The organism is Imperialibacter sp. EC-SDR9, assembly GCF_902498805.1.
GTDB lineage: Bacteria > Bacteroidota > Bacteroidia > Cytophagales > Cyclobacteriaceae > Imperialibacter.
Genome location: NZ_LR701637.1, coordinates 230,182 through 246,186, shown reverse-complemented (window position 1 = coordinate 246,186; position 16,005 = coordinate 230,182). Strand labels below are relative to the sequence as shown.

Genomic DNA, 16,005 nt, shown 5'->3' with positions numbered 1-16,005 from the left:
ATAGATTCGTGAGGAGACGCTTAATGAAGAATTTGTCGCAATACCTCCACCGACTTGAGTGAGCCCAGGGTGCCAAGGTGGTGATCGTAGAAGCTGATGACATTTTTCAGAGCCTCTCTTTTAATCTCCAGGGTGGTTTTCTTTTCGTGAGCGTAGGGAGCGTTGTACAAAAACTCAATAAACTCCAACACCTCTTTCGAGAGCATATCACTTTTCGTCAGGTGATACACCTGCTGGTACAGGTCTTCGGTATTGACCAGGTCGAAGCCCAGGTATTGCGTAAACTTGACAAGAAACTGTAAATGAAAGCTTTCAAAATTGGCAGTTAGCGTATCGAACTCTTGGAGGGATTTTGCTACGAAATCAAACTGACCGGCGTGATCATGCTCGTTTTCCCTTACGATCTTGCTCAGTACCTCACCCAAAAAGATGCCGATAGTCGTTTTTCGTATTTCAAAGGGAATATGTTGATACGGATAAAAACACTTTATTTCTGAAATACGATTGAGTTGCGCTCCGTCTTTATGATAGATTACCAAATCCAATAATGTGAGTGGCTGGTATAGCGCCATCTTTCCTTTTGATTTGGCCGACCTTACTCCATTAACAATGTAAGACTGCAAACCAAAATCCTCGGTATAAATGCGGGAGATAATCGACGTGTCCCGGTACTTGATGTAGTTGATAGCGATGCCACGGGTTTTCTGTAACATGCCTTTAGTTGATTACGGCTATTTTGCCGACTACAGATTGGCTGCCGTCTCGGGTAGCAGCAAACACAATGTAAATGCCCGAAGCAACCCTGGTTCCGTTGTAGTCGGCTAGGTTCCAGATCGCTGTTCCGCCTGTGCTGACCATTTCTCTGACCAGGCGACCTGCTTCGTTGGTGATTTTCACTACTGCATCGTAGGCGAGACCCTCGATGGCCACCACACCATTGAAGCCAGGCCTCACAGGGTTTGGGAAGATCTTTGCTTTTTGCATGGCCTTGCTCGGTGCTGTTGCCGTTGTTCTGTACGACACCAGTCCACCAGAAGTAAGCACGAAGAGCTCACCCGAGCTATTATTAATTGTCAATTGCTGCACGTCGTTGGCGGCTAACGGGCTACTTTCTCTGGTAAATGAGGTAAGCGTTCCGGCACCATATTCATCCAGAAGGAACAAGCCTTTGTCCGTGCCAATCCATTTTCTGTTCGCTCCATCTACTTCTATCGCCTGAACGGGTTCTTCGTTCAACACAAAGGCATTCTCTGCCACCGGGTAGGAGATCAAAAGGTCGACTGGGTCGAACACCTCGTAGGTGTTGGCTACAATGGCCAAGCCGCCTGATGTAGCCAGCCAGGTGTAGTCGTCTTGGTCGAAAGCGATGTCAGCCACTGTTGACGAAGGAAGGCCAGATCCTGTGTTAATGATTCTGTATTCTTTCGAATCGATGTTGAAAACAATTACACCACTATTTGACGAATGCGGCAAAATTCCCCAGAAATCGCCATAGCTGTTTTGCTGAAGAGATACGGCTGACGGTACGGTATTGGGAATAAAGCTGAGAGGTTCCCAGCTTCCATCGGCAAGCATCATCATGTACTTGTTGCTGGCCTGATTGGAGCAGATAATCAGGTTGTTATTTTGATCCATGGCCATGGCCGTAACAGGCACAAAGCTGTTGGTCGCCTGAATGAGACTGCCCTGTGTTTGGTGGTCGATGAGTTTGCCAGAGCTGTTTTGAATGATGCCTTTTCCATAGGCCAGGACATAAAAATCGCCGGAGTCCCCCACCGAGGCAATTGAGGAAGCATCCTTAAAAAGAGGAAGACTTCCTGGCTGAATGGGCTCCCAGCCCTCCTTTGTGAAAGCCGACACAGATGCGTTTCGGTTAAAAGGAATGAGCCCATTGTACTCAAAGCCGCCGCCAAGACTAAAAACTGTATTGCCGATCACCGAAACATCGGCAATGGTACTTTCGAACGGGCCATTCACCACGTGATAGGTGATTCCCTCTGCGGTAGACTGACCCAAACCGTTTTTTTCATCTGCAAACCAGATGGTTCCCTCGTCAGCAAAGGCGTCTGCCACCACAGTGCTGTTTCCCAGGGTAAAGGCGGAGGTTTGGCCATTCACAGATCGTTTGGAGACTTGATTCCCTTTTCCATAAAGCAACTCGCCATTTTGCAGCGTGAGAAACTCTGGTTTTGTAGTAAAAGAGATTTCCTCCCAGCCACTTCCTTCATTTACCCATAACCGCCCTTGCATGCTGGCAGCGTAGGAAATTTCATCCGAAACTTCAATGAAATCAATTTGGCTCACCCCTTCAAGCGATCGCTTCCAACTGCGGAAGTCCAGTAGATTAGTATTGTTTCGGTGGCCTGAAATAACGCCGACTGTGGTAGCAAGCACAATGCTATCTCCTTTGATGCCTCCATCCAGAATGCCTACGCTCGTTCCGTTTCTTCCCAGCTCCCGATAGTCATTCACAACCTGAAATGAGTGCAGGTCAATTTCCAGCATGCCAAAGCTGGTAGTGGCGAAAAAGGTTTCTTCCCCGACGAAGATATTGTTAATGACTTTACTGGAAGTGATATTGGCACGCATCAGGTCGTTGACATTAATAGTCTCTGACTCTTTGAGGATATCAATATTGCCATTGGCATAGCCAATGAGAAGAGAGCTGCTTGACTCATGCGCCGCAAGTGCTGTGATACCCACATCGCTTAAACCATTGGCTTTGGTGATTTTTCTGATAGCCATGTTTTCGCCGTCAACCTCTACTAGGCTATGAAAGACGTTGCTGTAGATTCGTTCATTTAGCTTGACTACTCCATATCCCTGGTTATAATTGAAGTGCGTTCGCCACTGCCCCACAGGTATGTCGTTTTGCCCTTGGGCAACAGCGGTCAACAGGAGAAGTGCAAAAGAGACTAGCGAGCTTTTTCTATTTCTTGTCATTACCCATAGCTTCCCAAAAGCATTTGCGGCACCTTGCTTCATAGGCTTCTTTTTCACCGAGCATTATTTTATTGTTTCCCAACGAAGTACGATATGAGTAGGAAGCAACGTCGCCACAGTTCATACATATTGCGTGAATTTTTGTCACAAATTCTGCGACAGCCATTAGCTGTGGCATACAGCCAAATGGCTTGCCCATAAAGTCCATATCGAGGCCAGCCAGTATCACCCTCTTGCCTTTATTTGCAAGTGCTACACTTACGTTAACGATTTCGTCATCAAAAAATTGAGCTTCGTCTATGCCTACCACCTGGCTCTCTCCGGCTAGCAGAACCACATCGTCAGCAAACTGAACAGGGGTTGACCGGATGCTTCGGTCGTTGTGCGACACCACATTTTTATCATGGTATCTTTTTTCGATAGCTGGCTTAAATATTTCGACTTTTTGCCCTGCAATTACGGCTCGGTTCAGCCGCCGGATAAGCTCTTCTGTTTTGCCCGAAAACATGGAACCGCAGATTACTTCAATCCAGCCTGACCTGCGGCTTTCCCTGCCCGATCCTTCCAAATGTGGCTCTATTAGCATTTTTTGTTATCCTGAGTAGTCAATATGCGGGAATTTATTTTCATCCGCCACACTTATTTCAATATCGTTCGACACCAGGCACTGGCAGGCAAGTCGCTCATTGCTTTCCAGCCTACCCATTTCCACATACTTTTTTTCCGCTTCGGTCAGTTCACCAAGCAATGCCAGCCCTTCATGAACGATCGCCTTGCAGGTTGTACATCGCCCTTTGCCGCCGCAGGCGTGCATCCAGTCAATGTAGTTTTCCTGCAAAATAGAAAGGAGGGTTCGGCCACTATTTTCGCTGAATAGGCGTTTGTTATTCAGGTTTTGTATAACGATCTTGGGCATAAAACTAGCTTTGCAAAAGAAACAAAATATATGCGGGAGAGCAAACTGAATCATGAGGCTATAGAAGCGTTTGCTGAATTGTTTACAAAGAGAGCTTGTGATTCTTTCTTTGAAGGCACTGATACTATTTCGGGGAAGGAAATAGTGGATTTAACTCCTGTAAAGCAGGTGAATTATTTTGTGTTGAAAATTCTTTTTCGCAAATGGCAAAAAGAGACGCTGCGCCTACAGAGCCCCTATTTTAATTATAAAAATGAAGATGTTCGTAAGGCTCTTCTGTCATTTATGAATGCGCTTTCCCAGCAGATAAAGGTTAATAGGGTGAACTTTGAGCCTTTGCTACAGCAAGCTACCAGGGAAGCAATTTTACTGATTGTGTCTCCCTACGATTTTTTCAGAGAGGAATTGACCGGGCACGAAAGCGGCAAGCTGAATGACAAGTATTTGAAAAACAGTTCAAAATACATTAAGGTCAATCAAGAAATTTTTGAAAGCTATGTAGCGCTTTTTGAGGAGAAAGCGGAGGGCGAGTTGTCGCATGACGACGCTGTTGTTTTACTCGATGAGCTTTTTGCTGCTGGAAACCTCTCCATGGAAAACCGCCAGGAGTATGAGGAGAGGTTTAGCGAAGTAGCACAGGTTGATTTCTCAACTTTTGTAGAGGAGGAGGATTCGTCGGAAGAAGATGACGACGACAATGATGATGATTTTGATGAAAATCCGGAAGAGGAAGAGAGTGAAACCTCAGAAGACGAGGAGGATGATAGCTCAATGACTGTGGAAGACAGAGGCCCAGCCGAAACTGCAGAAGAGGACGAAGATGATGAGTTGATACGTTTTGTTGACGAGGAGGAAGGCGACGAGGAAGACGAGAAACCCTCCTATGATGCCCTGGAAGAAGTGCAGGAAACGCAGCCAGAGGAGGAGGTTAAGGGCAAGGGTTCATTTGAGTTTTTGGGAGATGAAGAAAGCGATGATGACGCTGAGCCGGATGCTGCACCCTTGAACAAGCAGTTTTCGTCTGAAAAAACGCCGCTCCATGAGCAGCTAAAAGCCGATCAAAGGCCTTCTTTGGCTGAGGTGCATCAAAGTCAAAAAATTGATAGCATAGCTGGCAGCATCACGGTTAATCAACGCTATATGTTTGTTAACGAGTTGTTTGATGGTGACAGCGACGTTTTTCTGGCCGCAATGAAGAAAGTGGAGGGCTGTGATAGTTTCGACGACGCTGTTGAACTCCTTATCCAAACCTATTCCAAAAAGCTGGAATGGGACATGAACGCTCCTGAGGTAAAGGAGCTCCTTAAAATTGTCTTCAAAAAGTTTCGCTAGCCGTCTTTCAAGATCTTGTGAAGATTTGCATGCGGTGTGCGTCCAGCTTCAAAAAGATAAACAGCAATATGGTGAATGCCCACAGCGAGGAGCCGCCATAGCTGAAAAAAGGCAGTGGAATGCCAATAACAGGAAACAGCCCGATGGTCATGGCAATGTTAAAGGCAAAGTGAAAGAACAAAATGGACGCTACCCCATAACCATATACCCGGGCAAATTTGGATTTTTGGCGTTCAGCTAGCTGAGTAATTCGCAGGAGCAGCGCTAGAAAAGCGGCGATCAAAATAAGTCCACCAAACCAGCCGTGCTCCTCTCCAACAGTACAAAAGATATTGTCCGTGCTCTGGTCTGGCACAAAGTCGAACTTCGTTTGTGTGCCCTGCAGGTAGCCCTTACCAAACAGGCCCCCTGAACCAATGGCGATCTTAGACTGGGTCACCTGCCAGCCAGCGCCAAGTGGATCGGCATTGGGGTCGATGAGCTGCATCACCCGCTTTTGCTGGTGGGGCTTCAGCACTTTGTTCATAATAAAATCGACACTCTGAACAAAGCCAAACATGAACACAGTCGACACGATGACAACGCCAATTTTTTTGATATTTCTGCCAGACAATGCCGCAGCCAAAAGACCGAGCGTTAAGAGCCCGATAATGAGCACCAGCTTATTCACCAGCAGTGTAAGAATGAAAAGGAGCACGAATGCAAAGCCAATAATGAAGAAGACAGGGCTTAGCCCTTCCCTGTAAAGCACAATGATAAAGCAGGCAAACACCATCGCAGTTCCGGTGTCGCCCTGTAGCAAAATCAGAGCCGCTGGCACGGCAATAATGCCCAGACTCATCAGTTGGGTGCTGATTTTCTCGAACTTGATGGTTGGCTGGCTGAGGAACTTTGCCAGCGCCAGTGCAGTCGCAAATTTTGCAAACTCCGAAGGCTGGATGCCAAAAGCACCTATACCAAACCACGATTTGGAGCCTTTCACCTCGGAGCCGAAAATAAGCACGCTGACAAGCATGACCACAATGACACCCAGCACAATGAAGGCAAATGAGTCGTAAAACCTGAAATCAATAATGCTTATGACGAGGATAATTAGGACGCTGGTACTGATCCAAATCAGCTGGCGGCCTGAGTTGATGCTGAAATCAAAGATGCTGGCGCCGAGTTCGTCATCGTACACAGCTGCATATATGTTCAACCACCCTAGGAGCACAAGGAGGAAGTACAGAGAGACTGCGAGCCAGTCAAACTGGTTAGAGGTTAAACTTAGCCTTCTCGTCCGCATCTAGAAAATCTCCTTTTAGTACATAGGGTTCCATCCTCAATTTTGCTTTTTCTCCCTTGAGGTATTTTTCGATAATTAGCCCAGAAATAGCAGCAGCGGCTCTTGCGCCCTGGCCTGCATTTTCTACGTACACTGACACAGCAATCCGTGGGTTATCCATCGGCGCAAAAGCGATGAAGGCCGAGTGATCGGGACTATTGGCATTTTGTACGGTACCGGTCTTACCACAAACGATGATATCGTCCAGTTTGGCTCTGTATTGGCCAGTGCCGTGTTCTACTACGTTATGCATGGCTTCAACAGCAATATCAAAGTATTCGGGATTGATACCGGTGTGGTGCTGCACTTCATATTCCGGCCTGGGCTTGCCTGTGTCGCTTATCGCTTTTACGAGGTGAGGGGTATAGTAGTAACCACGATTGGCCACGGTGGCAGTAAAATTTGCCATTTGCAGCGGAACGACCAGGTTCTCGCCCTCGCCTATGGCAATGGAATAGATGTTAGAATATTTCCAGGGTTGATTGTTATAAGCCCTGTCGTAGTAAGCTACGTTGGGCACCATACCACCTTTTTCATTGGGTAAATCTATTCCCAGTGTGCTGCCAAAACCAAAGTTGGCTACTCTGCCCCGCCATTTCTCAAGCCCAATTCGGGTATCTTCGTAGGTATCCCTGGAGACATCCTGATTCACTACCCGCTTCAACACCTGATGAAAATACGGATTGCAAGACATGGTGATGGCCCCCAGCAAATTCTCAGATGGGCCATGATAATGGCAACCAATCACACTCTGGTTGCAGGCGATCACCGTGTTGGGGGTAATCACTCCTTCCTGCAAGCCGATCATGGCCTGCATGATTTTAAAAACTGAGCCGGGTCGGTACATTGCCATCAGGGGCCTGTTAAAAAGGGGAACCAGACTGTCTTGGGAAAGCTTTGTAAAGTTGGTGCCAAAATCCCTGCCGCTCAACACCGCCGGATCGTACGACGGACCAGACACAAAAACCAGGATTTCCCCAGTGGCTGGCTCAATGGCTACAATGCTTCCCACTTTTCCTGCCAATAGCTTTTCTGCATATTGCTGAAGCTCAATGTCCAGGGTTGTGGTAATGTTTTCGCCAGGAATACTTAATGTGTCGTATAACCCGTCTTTGAAGCTCCCCTTATCAACCCCACGAACGTTAACAAGTTTGTACTTCACACCTCTTTTGCCTCTCAGTTCTCTCTCATACGACAACTCGAGGCCGCTGATGCCGATGTGGTCTCCCTGGCTATAGTAACCAGTGCGGTCAGCGTCAAGTTGCCTTTTGCTAATTTCACCAGTATAGCCCAGGGCGTTGGCGGCGCTTTTTGTGGTGTAGCCCCGCACTGTTCTGGCCGACACATAAAATCCGGGAAAGTCGATGAGGTAGTCCTGTGTTTTCGCAAATTCTTCAGGCGACAGAAGGTTCACAATTTTTGATGCCTTTATGGGGCTGTATTTTCTCGCTGCATTTAGCCGTTCGATCAAGTCAGCTTTGGATATATTGAACAGGCGGCAGAACTTGGCGGTATCGAGGTTTTCGATTTCCTTGGGCACACCAAGAATATCATACACCGGGCTGTTGTACACCAGCAGTTTGCCATTGCGGTCATACACTTCGCCCCTGTACGGATACTCAATTACTTTTTGAATGATGTTACTATCAGCAGCACTTTTGTAGCTGGTGTCAACTATCTGGATAATGAACAGCCTGACGAGCAGGATAACACCCACCAGCACCATTCCAGTTTGGATATATAGTTTTCTGCTATCGTTCATAGCCGGCTACCTTTCTGAGGCATTCTTATATATAGTATGATCAAGCTCACCACAAGTGTGAAAATTGAACTCATAGTTGCTTTACCTAAAGTTACCCAAAACATCCCCAGATTTCCTGCTTCTATAAAGAAAAGCGCTACATGATGGATAAAGATCAGAGGAATAAAATAGGATAGTACCCATCCCCAACCCAGCTCGGCAGCCGATATTTGCGTTCCAGCGTCGTACCCACCGCCTGGAGTTAGTATTCTGATCAGCCCCGGTCGCAAGTACATTACTAACACAGCACTGGCCGCATGAATTCCAGGCGTGTCATAAAAAGTGTCAATTGAGATTCCGTACAAAAAACCAGTAGCCATTAATGCTATGGCAGATACCTCAAGAGGAATAAGAAGCAAGGGTAGGATATAGATGAAGCAAGATGAATAGTTGCCCAAAATGAGGTTTTTGAGAACAGTCACCTGGAGTAATCCAAGAATAATAAATGCGGCAGCCAGACTTATGTAATTGCTTCTATTCATAATCTGGAATAGTTACTTGTTCGAGTGAGTCTTTTTCTTCGGCCAACAGATTTTTCACTACATACACGTATCTGAGACTGTAGAAGTCGGTAGCGAGCTTCACCTTAACTGTGTAAAACGTGGCGTCATCAGAAATAGTAAATTCTGAGATGGTACCTGCCTGATAGCCTTCCGGGAAAATGGTATTGAATCCGGAGGTAACAATGGTGTCTCCCACCTGGAGGTTTACATGTCGGGGGACGTATTGCAGATCAGCGTAAAGGGCATCTCCCGATGCCCAGCGCAAAGTGCCGTACACCTGATTTCGTTTGACGGCCGTGGATATCAAAAACTCAGTGTGCAGCAGCGAAATCACCGATGAAAAATGCTTCGAAGAATATTTTACTTTGCCCACAATTCCCTGGGGGCCTACCACACCCATACCCGGGACTATGCCGTCATCCGACCCCTTGTTGATTGTAAGATAGTTGTTGACCCTTCTAGTGGAATTATTGATGACTTTGGCAGCCAACATTTCATATACATAATTAGATGAGTCTATTGAAACTGAGTCAACCCTGATCGGGTCTATTCCTTTGGGGGGTTGATTCAACAACATTTCGTGCAGTTGGCGGTTTTCTTCAGCCAGTTGTGCGTTTACCTTACCCAGAGAGAAGTAGTCAGATACATTAGATGAAACGCTCAGCACATTGGCCGTCAACCGGTTGGACGAGTTAAAAAACTTCGCCCCCAAATAGCTTCTGTCGTTTAAGACCAGCCAAAAACTTATTACCTCTAAAAACAGAAAGGTTAGAAAAGCCCTATTTCGGTAGAGAAATTGGAATAATGAATACATTCAATGGTTAGGTCATCAAAACCGCTTTGTACGCATTAAGATTTTTCAAGGCAAGGCCGGTTCCTCGCACAACAGCTCTTAATGGATCATCTGCAATGTGGATCGGAAGTTTAGTTTTCATGGCCAGGCGCTTGTCGAGACCTCTCAGCAGCGCACCGCCACCCGTCAAATGAATGCCGTTGTCATAGATGTCCGCAGAAAGCTCCGGAGGGGAAATTTCCAAAGCTTTGAGTACGGCTTCTTCTATTTTCGATACAGACTTGTCGATGGCGAAAGCGATTTCAGAATAGGAAATCTTGATCACTTTTGGAATGCCCGTCATCAAGTCACGGCCTCTGATTTCAAAATCTTCGGGCCCTTCGTCGAGTTCAGTAAGGGCCGAGCCAACTTCGATCTTTACTCTCTCAGCGGTACGCTCACCAATCAGCAGGTTGTGCTGGCGGCGCATATAGTCGAGAATGTCTTTGTTGAAGGTGTCGCCGGCTACCCGGATCGACTGGTCGCACACAATGCCCGAAAGTGCGATGACAGCAATCTCAGTGGTACCACCTCCGATGTCCACTATCATGGAACCAACAGGTCTTTCGATGTCGATGCCAATACCGATGGCCGCAGCTATCGGCTCCGGAATCATGTAAACCTCTTTGGCACCGGCGTGCTCAGCGGAGTCACGTACCGCTCTTTTTTCCACTTCAGTAATGCCGGACGGGATACAAATAACCATCCTGTGGGAGCTTGGGAAAAAGGACTTTCCACCCTGATGGATCATTTTGATCATGCCTCTGATCATGTGCTCAGCAGCATGGAAGTCGGCAATCACGCCGTCTTTTAGTGGACGGATAGTCTTGATGTTTTCGTGGGTTTTTTCATGCATTTGCATGGCCTCACGTCCTATCGCTAATACCTTGTTGGTGTTTTTGTCAATGGCAATAATCGAGGGCTCGTCAACTACAATTTTGTCCTTATGAATGATAAGGGTGTTGGCAGTGCCCAAGTCTATGGCTATATCGCTGGAGAAAAAATCTAAGAATCCCATTGTTTATTTTAATTCGCTCAATTACGCTGAAAACGTGTCGAAAATACAAATTTGAGACTAATAATCTCGTTGTGTTTTAATATTAATCAATGTTTGAAATGGCGATACCCGGTAAACACCATAGACAAGCCATGTTGGTCGCAATAGTCGATCGATGCTTGGTCCTTGATAGAACCACCTGGCTGAATAACCGACACAATGCCTGCCTTGTCCGCAATCTCTACACAGTCGGGAAAAGGAAAGAAAGCATCCGACGCCATAACTGCCCCCTTTAGGTCAAACCCAAAGCTCTTTGCTTTTTCAATGGCCTGGTTCAGTGAATCAACCCTGGACGTTTGTCCAACCCCGCTAGCCAGTAGCTGGCTCCCTTTTGCCAAGACAATTGTGTTTGACTTTGTGTGCTTGGCGAGCTTGCTGGCAAACAGCAACGCATCAATTTGCTCAGCAGTGGGCTCGGCCTTTGTCACAACCTTAAGGTCCTTTTTGCCATCGGTATGCAGGTCACGATCCTGCACAAGTACGCCATTCAAAATGGTTTTTGCTTGCTTCTTTGTGTCTATGCCCGCCTTCTGCTGCATGATGATCCTGTTCTTCTTTGATTTTAGAAGTTCTAAAGCTGCGTCGTCATATGCAGGAGCAATTAATACCTCAAAAAACAACTTATTCAGTTCCTCTGCCGTTTCCAGATCAATTTTTTTATTAGTTGCCAGCACACCGCCAAAGGCAGAAACTGTGTCGGCTTCAAAAGCTTTGAGGTAAGCATCTTTTACCGTTGAGGCCACAGCCACACCACAAGCGTTGGTGTGCTTGATGATAATAAAGGCTGTTTCTTTGGGAAATTCTTCCACAAGCGAAACAGCGGCATCAATATCCACCAGGTTGTTGTATGAAAGCTTCTTACCATTTAGCTGATCAAACATTTTGGCCATGTCGCCAAAGAAAACGCCCTTTTGGTGAGGGTTTTCGCCGTATCTCAGAGTAGTGGCTTCGTCTTCCGCTATTCGCAACGATGGAATTTCGCCGTCCTGATTGAAGTAGTTGAATATAGCCGTATCATAACCCGAGCTTATTCTGAAGGCATGGGCGGCAAATTTCTTTCGGTCAGCTTCAGAGGTCTCGCCCTTCTTCTCTTCAAGCAGGGCGCTCAAGTCTGGATAAAGATGTCTCGATGCCACTATGGTGACGTCGTGGAAGTTTTTGGCTGCCGCCCTGATGAGCGAAATGCCTCCAATATCAATTTTTTCTATGATTTCCTCAGAGGTTCCGCCTGCTGCCACTGTTTCTTCAAATGGATACAGGTCAACAATGACCAAATCGATAGATGGAATTTCAAATTTTCCGGCCTCTTCAATATCAGAATAGTTGCCTCGGCGGTAGAGAATGCCGCCAAATATTTTTGGATGGAGCGTTTTTACCCTGCCCCCGAAGATTGACGGGTAGGCTGTAAGCGACTCAACTGGTGTCACTTTTATGCCAAGCTTTTCAATGAATGATTGGGTGCCTCCGGTGGAGTATAACTTTACACCCAGCGAGTGAAGTTGACGGATAATTGGCTCAAGGCCGTCCTTGTAATAAACTGATATTAAAGCAGAAGTGATTTTTTTTTGGCTCATTTACGGCTAGGAAAATTAAGGTGCAAAGCTAATAAAATTTGCCTGCGTGAGGCATTGTTAGGTTGAAAAAAACCCTGTGTTTTTTACTGAATCACCTGATCGTGTATTACTTGAGGAAAATAGGCGTATTCAAGCTGATGAATTTTGGCAGCTAGGCTTTGCGGCGTTTCGTCCTTTTCAATATCGCATGATGCCTGGAAGAGGATTTTGCCTTCATCATATTTTTCATTCACCAAATGGATAGTAATGCCGCTGTCCTTTTCACCTGCCTGAATTACGGCCTGGTGAACTCTGTCGCCATACATGCCTTTGCCACCGAACTTGGGCAGCAGTGCCGGGTGTATGTTGATAATTTTGTCAGGGAAAGCTTTAATGAGATTGTCAGGAATAAGCCAAAGGAATCCAGCTAGAACCACCCAGTCAACGCTGTGAGCTTTCAGTACTTCCAGCACATTGTTGTTTTCGTAAAAGTCAGGTCTCGAAAAAACATGAGAAGGAATTCCCAGTTTTTTGGCTCGTTGAAGTACTCCCGCATCCTTTTTGTTTGAAAGGATGAGCTTAACAGCTACGTCGCTGTTGCCTTTGAAGTGGTTGACAATGTTTTCTGCGTTTGTTCCACTTCCGGAGGCAAATATGGCCAGGTTCTTTTTCATGATTTTTAATTCGCTGCAAAGAAAGCCATACTAATGATACCACTCAGTATAAACAGCTTACAAAAGGTACTCAGGTTGGCAAATTTGTCTTTGGTATCGGCTCGCAAGAAATATAGGATAAAGAGAGCGGCCGGAATAATCATTACCATGAAGTAGGTATTGAGCACTTCGTTTTTTGCCTTGAAAACAAAATAGAATATGCTTGCAACGAAGACGATAAGGAGGAGGAAAACGAATTGCTTTGTTTTGCGAATGCCCCACACAATGGGAAGCGTCTTGCAGCCGAATGTTTCGTCACCTTTCAGGTCTTCCATGTCTTTGATGATTTCCCTTACCAGCGTGATGCCAAAGGCAAAGTAAGCATAGGTGAAAATCAGCCAGTTTTTTTCTCCAAAGAGAACCGCTACTACGAGAACCGACACGCCCGTAAGCAGGGCAATGCTAAAGTTGCCAACAAAGGGAAGTCGCTTGAGCTGGTTAGAATAGAGCCACAATGTGAACGCAGAGAAACAGTGGATGAGCCCGATCCAGGGAGAAAGAAAAAAGCCGATGAGTATGCCTGCCAGGTTAAGCCCCAGCTGCCAGATCATGGCAATTCTGCGCTTTAGAATTCTGCCTACGATCACCCGCTCGGGCTTGTTGATGTAATCGATTTTTACGTCGTAGTAGTCGTTGATGATGTAGCCAGCCGCCGCAAGCATGAGTGTGGAGCTGGTGAGCCAAAACAGGCCTGGGTGGGCGAAAATTGCCCATAAACCGTGTGTGGAGGTCGTAAGAAAGAGGGCCGTCATGTATTGAGTGAGGGCAATAATAAGCAGGTTAGGAAACCTTGTCAGCCTGAAAAGACCGGTGAACGAGAAATTCCTGGGCCGGGACGACTTTGCCATTTTCTCCAATTAAGGTTCAAAGAAAGTGCAGAACCGCTGGATTTCAAACTACACGTCCGACTCATATTTGCTGTCGATGATTTCCTGAGAAATCATGCGGTACATTCTTTGCAGCGATTCGTTATCGGCTAGAAGTAAGGTCTGAGCATCGATAGTGGTAAAATCTTCTCTTGCCGCCGGGCCGGTTTGAGCATTTTCAGGCCCGATTTCAAAAGCTTTGCGAATGGTTTCCACTACAAGAGGTTTCAGTATATCCAGAGAAATGTCGTCTTTTTCAAGCACCCGCTCGGCCGACCTCAGCATAAAATTGGTGAAGTTGCTGGCAAACACGGCCGCCACGTGCAGGTTCTTCCTTTCTTCCTCTTCCATGAACACCGGCTCTGAGCCAAGAGAAGCCACTACACGGTTAAGGATTTCCAATGTGTGATCGTTGGAGCCTTCTATAATAATCGGAAGCTGCGAAAAGCTGATAGTTGCACCATGGCTAAAGCTCTGAAGCGGCCACAACACGCCGAAGTTTTCAGCGGCAGTCACCTCCAGTATGCTCATGGGGGTTGCTCCGGACGTGTGGACTATGATGGCCTCGTCAGGGAGCACAATTTCTGTGGCCACCTGCTCTATGGCTTCGTCGGGCACGGCAATAATAAAGAAATTGCAGTCGCTGTCGGAAAAATCAAGGCTATTGACCAGCTGACTGGAATAGAGGTTGTAGGCCAACTTCTCCGCTGATTTTTGGGAAGGGTTGAAAATTTCGGCAATCCGGTGACCGCCTTTTTCCAGGGCCATTGCCAGTTGCGTGCCCAGCCTGCCCGAACCGATAAGAGCTACTCTGAAGGAAAATCGTTCTGCCATTAACTGTCCGCTATTTTGTGTATTGCGGCAGCTAATTTATCTAATTCACTGGTAAGTGTATACACGTGTGGCGTTACTCTTACTCCTTTGATGTTTTCCCACACAATACCCACCACGTGGATTTTGTAGTCATTGAACAACCGGGTGGCGATTTCCCCAGGCTCCTTGCCCTCGATGGCGAAGTTGCCGAGGGCGCAGCTAAAGTCGGGTTTGAGAGAAATGTTGAGTTTGACTTTCGGGTGGTCTTTTACCTTTTCGCACCAATAATTTTTGAGGTGCCGCAACCTTTCTTCTTTTCTTTTTGGGCCTATGGCATTGTGAAAATCGATGGCCTGACCAATGGCCTGCTCTGGCGCAAAGGAGCGGGTGCCAAGGGATTCGAACTTGCGGATATTATCACCCCTGGGGTTATCGTTAGTGAAAATAGGCCAGATTTCAGTGATGCGCTCTTTTCTCAGGTAAAGCATGCCGGTGCCAAATGGAGCACAAAGCCATTTGTGGAGGCTGGTGCCGTAGGCATCGCAACCAAAATCGGGTACTTTGAAATCCATATGGGCAAATGTGTGGGCGCCGTCCACCAGCGAGAAGATGTTTCTTTTTTTCGCCTCTTCGCAGAGTCTCTTCACTGGCATGATCTGCCCGTTCCAGTTGATCATGTGAGTGATGTGAAAGACTTTGGTTTTAGGGGTCACAGCATCTGTGAAGGCCTTTACTACGTAGTCTGCATTTTCCGTGGGCATATCCAGATTGAGCCAGACTAGCTTAATGCCGTCTCTCATTTCCCTCTGCTTCCAGGCATTGATCATGTTGGGATAGTCCTGCCTGGTAAGAATCACCTCATCCCCTTTTTTCAGGTCCATGCCGTAGATGACCGTATCCAGGGCTTCGGTGGCATTCCGGTTGATGGCTATTTCGTCAGGGCTACAACCCGCTAAATTTGCCAGTTTTTCACGTAAGGGCTCACGACCCTGGTCGAGAATGCCCCACATATAGTAAGACGGCGCTTCATTGCTGAGGTGGTAATAGCGATCGTTGGCTTCCTGCACCACTTTGGGCTGGGGGCTTACACCACCATTGTTGAGGTTGATGATGGAGGGGGATACAGTGTAAGCCTGGCGGACTGCGCCCCATGAGAGCTCATCTTCTGCGGCTGCAAAGGGGTCGAGCGATTGCAGGGACTTCAATCCATCTGCCACCTCGAAAGAGGCAGCTTTTGCCGCCATACCTGACAAAGACAAGGCACCGGCTGCGGCACTCATTTGCCTGAAAAATGATCTTCTGGAAGCCTTCATAGGTCGATTGATTGTTCGGCTATGAAGGTAGTAAAATTG

At 46.9% G+C, this 16,005-nt stretch carries 15 protein-coding genes; 1 reads left to right on the top strand and 14 read right to left on the bottom strand.

The features are described 5' to 3' along the window. Positions 1–20: 20 nt before the first annotated feature. Genes recO through GC130_RS26455 form a run of 4 tightly spaced genes read right to left on the bottom strand, consistent with a single transcriptional unit; the run spans position 21 to position 3,859 of the window. Positions 21–713: a DNA repair protein RecO gene (recO, locus tag GC130_RS26470; protein ID WP_152001386.1), complete on the bottom strand. Its 693-nt coding sequence runs from the start codon at positions 711–713 to the stop codon at positions 21–23. 4 nt (positions 714–717) lie between these two features. Continuing rightward, a complete protein-coding gene (locus tag GC130_RS26465) occupies positions 718–3,000 on the bottom strand; it encodes a hypothetical protein (RefSeq protein ID WP_152001385.1) in 2,283 nt (760 codons plus the stop codon). Then, positions 2,930–3,529, bottom strand: coding sequence for a thymidine kinase (locus GC130_RS26460; RefSeq protein WP_152001384.1), 600 nt, complete (start codon positions 3,527–3,529; stop codon positions 2,930–2,932). The genes GC130_RS26465 and GC130_RS26460 overlap by 71 nt, the downstream gene beginning before the upstream one ends. Before the next feature lie 6 nt (positions 3,530–3,535). Further along, positions 3,536–3,859 (bottom strand): 2Fe-2S iron-sulfur cluster-binding protein, encoded by a 324-nt coding sequence (locus tag GC130_RS26455; protein ID WP_152001383.1) that lies wholly within the window; start codon positions 3,857–3,859, stop codon positions 3,536–3,538. Between the two features lie 30 nt (positions 3,860–3,889). Between GC130_RS26455 and GC130_RS26450 the strand changes: the two genes are divergently transcribed. Beyond that, entirely contained in the window at positions 3,890–5,191 is a 1,302-nt protein-coding gene (locus GC130_RS26450) for a hypothetical protein (protein ID WP_152001382.1), read from the top strand. A 7-nt stretch (positions 5,192–5,198) separates the two neighbouring features. On the opposite strand, the gene rodA is transcribed toward GC130_RS26450, so the two are convergent. From rodA to GC130_RS26400, 10 genes are all read right to left on the bottom strand, one after another. Beyond that, a complete protein-coding gene (gene rodA / locus GC130_RS26445; protein ID WP_152001381.1) occupies positions 5,199–6,476 on the bottom strand; it encodes a rod shape-determining protein RodA in 1,278 nt (425 codons plus the stop codon). Further along, a complete protein-coding gene (locus GC130_RS26440; protein WP_152001380.1) occupies positions 6,445–8,277 on the bottom strand; it encodes a penicillin-binding protein 2 in 1,833 nt (610 codons plus the stop codon). Before GC130_RS26440 ends, rodA begins: the two co-directional genes overlap by 32 nt. Beyond that, the gene (locus GC130_RS26435) at positions 8,274–8,798 is read right to left on the bottom strand and encodes a rod shape-determining protein MreD (protein ID WP_152001379.1); all 525 of its coding nucleotides are present in this window, start codon (positions 8,796–8,798) and stop codon (positions 8,274–8,276) included. The genes GC130_RS26440 and GC130_RS26435 overlap by 4 nt, the downstream gene beginning before the upstream one ends. Then, positions 8,791–9,633 carry a rod shape-determining protein MreC gene (gene mreC, locus GC130_RS26430; protein WP_152001378.1) on the bottom strand — a complete coding sequence of 281 codons (843 nt, stop codon included), beginning with the start codon at positions 9,631–9,633 and terminating at the stop codon, positions 8,791–8,793. Before mreC ends, GC130_RS26435 begins: the two co-directional genes overlap by 8 nt. Before the next feature lie 7 nt (positions 9,634–9,640). Continuing rightward, positions 9,641–10,669: a rod shape-determining protein gene (locus GC130_RS26425; protein WP_152001377.1), complete on the bottom strand. Its 1,029-nt coding sequence runs from the start codon at positions 10,667–10,669 to the stop codon at positions 9,641–9,643. A gap of 86 nt (positions 10,670–10,755) precedes the next feature. Continuing rightward, positions 10,756–12,282: a bifunctional phosphoribosylaminoimidazolecarboxamide formyltransferase/IMP cyclohydrolase gene (gene purH / locus GC130_RS26420; protein ID WP_152001376.1), complete on the bottom strand. Its 1,527-nt coding sequence runs from the start codon at positions 12,280–12,282 to the stop codon at positions 10,756–10,758. A gap of 83 nt (positions 12,283–12,365) precedes the next feature. Then, entirely contained in the window at positions 12,366–12,935 is a 570-nt protein-coding gene (gene purN, locus GC130_RS26415; protein WP_152001375.1) for a phosphoribosylglycinamide formyltransferase, read from the bottom strand. A gap of 5 nt (positions 12,936–12,940) precedes the next feature. Beyond that, positions 12,941–13,822 carry a geranylgeranylglycerol-phosphate geranylgeranyltransferase gene (locus GC130_RS26410; RefSeq protein ID WP_152001374.1) on the bottom strand — a complete coding sequence of 294 codons (882 nt, stop codon included), beginning with the start codon at positions 13,820–13,822 and terminating at the stop codon, positions 12,941–12,943. Positions 13,823–13,870: 48 nt separating this feature from the next. Then, on the bottom strand, positions 13,871–14,674 hold the full coding sequence (locus tag GC130_RS26405) for a Rossmann-like and DUF2520 domain-containing protein (RefSeq protein ID WP_152001373.1): 804 nt from the start codon (positions 14,672–14,674) through the stop codon (positions 13,871–13,873). Beyond that, entirely contained in the window at positions 14,674–15,966 is a 1,293-nt protein-coding gene (locus tag GC130_RS26400) for an aminotransferase class V-fold PLP-dependent enzyme (RefSeq protein ID WP_152001372.1), read from the bottom strand. Before GC130_RS26400 ends, GC130_RS26405 begins: the two co-directional genes overlap by 1 nt. Between the last annotated feature and the right edge of the window lie 39 nt (positions 15,967–16,005).

Bases quoted from the DNA above. Each gene is read 5' to 3' on its own strand.
- GC130_RS26460 (WP_152001384.1), bottom strand. From the start codon at position 3,529: ATGCTAATAGAGCCACATTTGGAAGGATCGGGCAGGGAAAGCCGCAGG.
- purH (WP_152001376.1), bottom strand. From the start codon at position 12,282: ATGAGCCAAAAAAAAATCACTTCTGCTTTAATATCAGTTTATTACAAG.
- GC130_RS26455 (WP_152001383.1), bottom strand. From the start codon at position 3,859: ATGCCCAAGATCGTTATACAAAACCTGAATAACAAACGCCTATTCAGC.
- recO (WP_152001386.1), bottom strand. From the start codon at position 713: ATGTTACAGAAAACCCGTGGCATCGCTATCAACTACATCAAGTACCGG.
- purN (WP_152001375.1), bottom strand. From the start codon at position 12,935: ATGAAAAAGAACCTGGCCATATTTGCCTCCGGAAGTGGAACAAACGCA.
- GC130_RS26435 (WP_152001379.1), bottom strand. From the start codon at position 8,798: ATGAATAGAAGCAATTACATAAGTCTGGCTGCCGCATTTATTATTCTT.
- GC130_RS26405 (WP_152001373.1), bottom strand. From the start codon at position 14,674: ATGGCAGAACGATTTTCCTTCAGAGTAGCTCTTATCGGTTCGGGCAGG.
- GC130_RS26450 (WP_152001382.1), top strand. From the start codon at position 3,890: ATGCGGGAGAGCAAACTGAATCATGAGGCTATAGAAGCGTTTGCTGAA.
- rodA (WP_152001381.1), bottom strand. From the start codon at position 6,476: ATGCGGACGAGAAGGCTAAGTTTAACCTCTAACCAGTTTGACTGGCTC.
- GC130_RS26440 (WP_152001380.1), bottom strand. From the start codon at position 8,277: ATGAACGATAGCAGAAAACTATATATCCAAACTGGAATGGTGCTGGTG.
- mreC (WP_152001378.1), bottom strand. From the start codon at position 9,633: ATGTATTCATTATTCCAATTTCTCTACCGAAATAGGGCTTTTCTAACC.
- GC130_RS26425 (WP_152001377.1), bottom strand. From the start codon at position 10,669: ATGGGATTCTTAGATTTTTTCTCCAGCGATATAGCCATAGACTTGGGC.
- GC130_RS26410 (WP_152001374.1), bottom strand. From the start codon at position 13,822: ATGGCAAAGTCGTCCCGGCCCAGGAATTTCTCGTTCACCGGTCTTTTC.
- GC130_RS26400 (WP_152001372.1), bottom strand. From the start codon at position 15,966: ATGAAGGCTTCCAGAAGATCATTTTTCAGGCAAATGAGTGCCGCAGCC.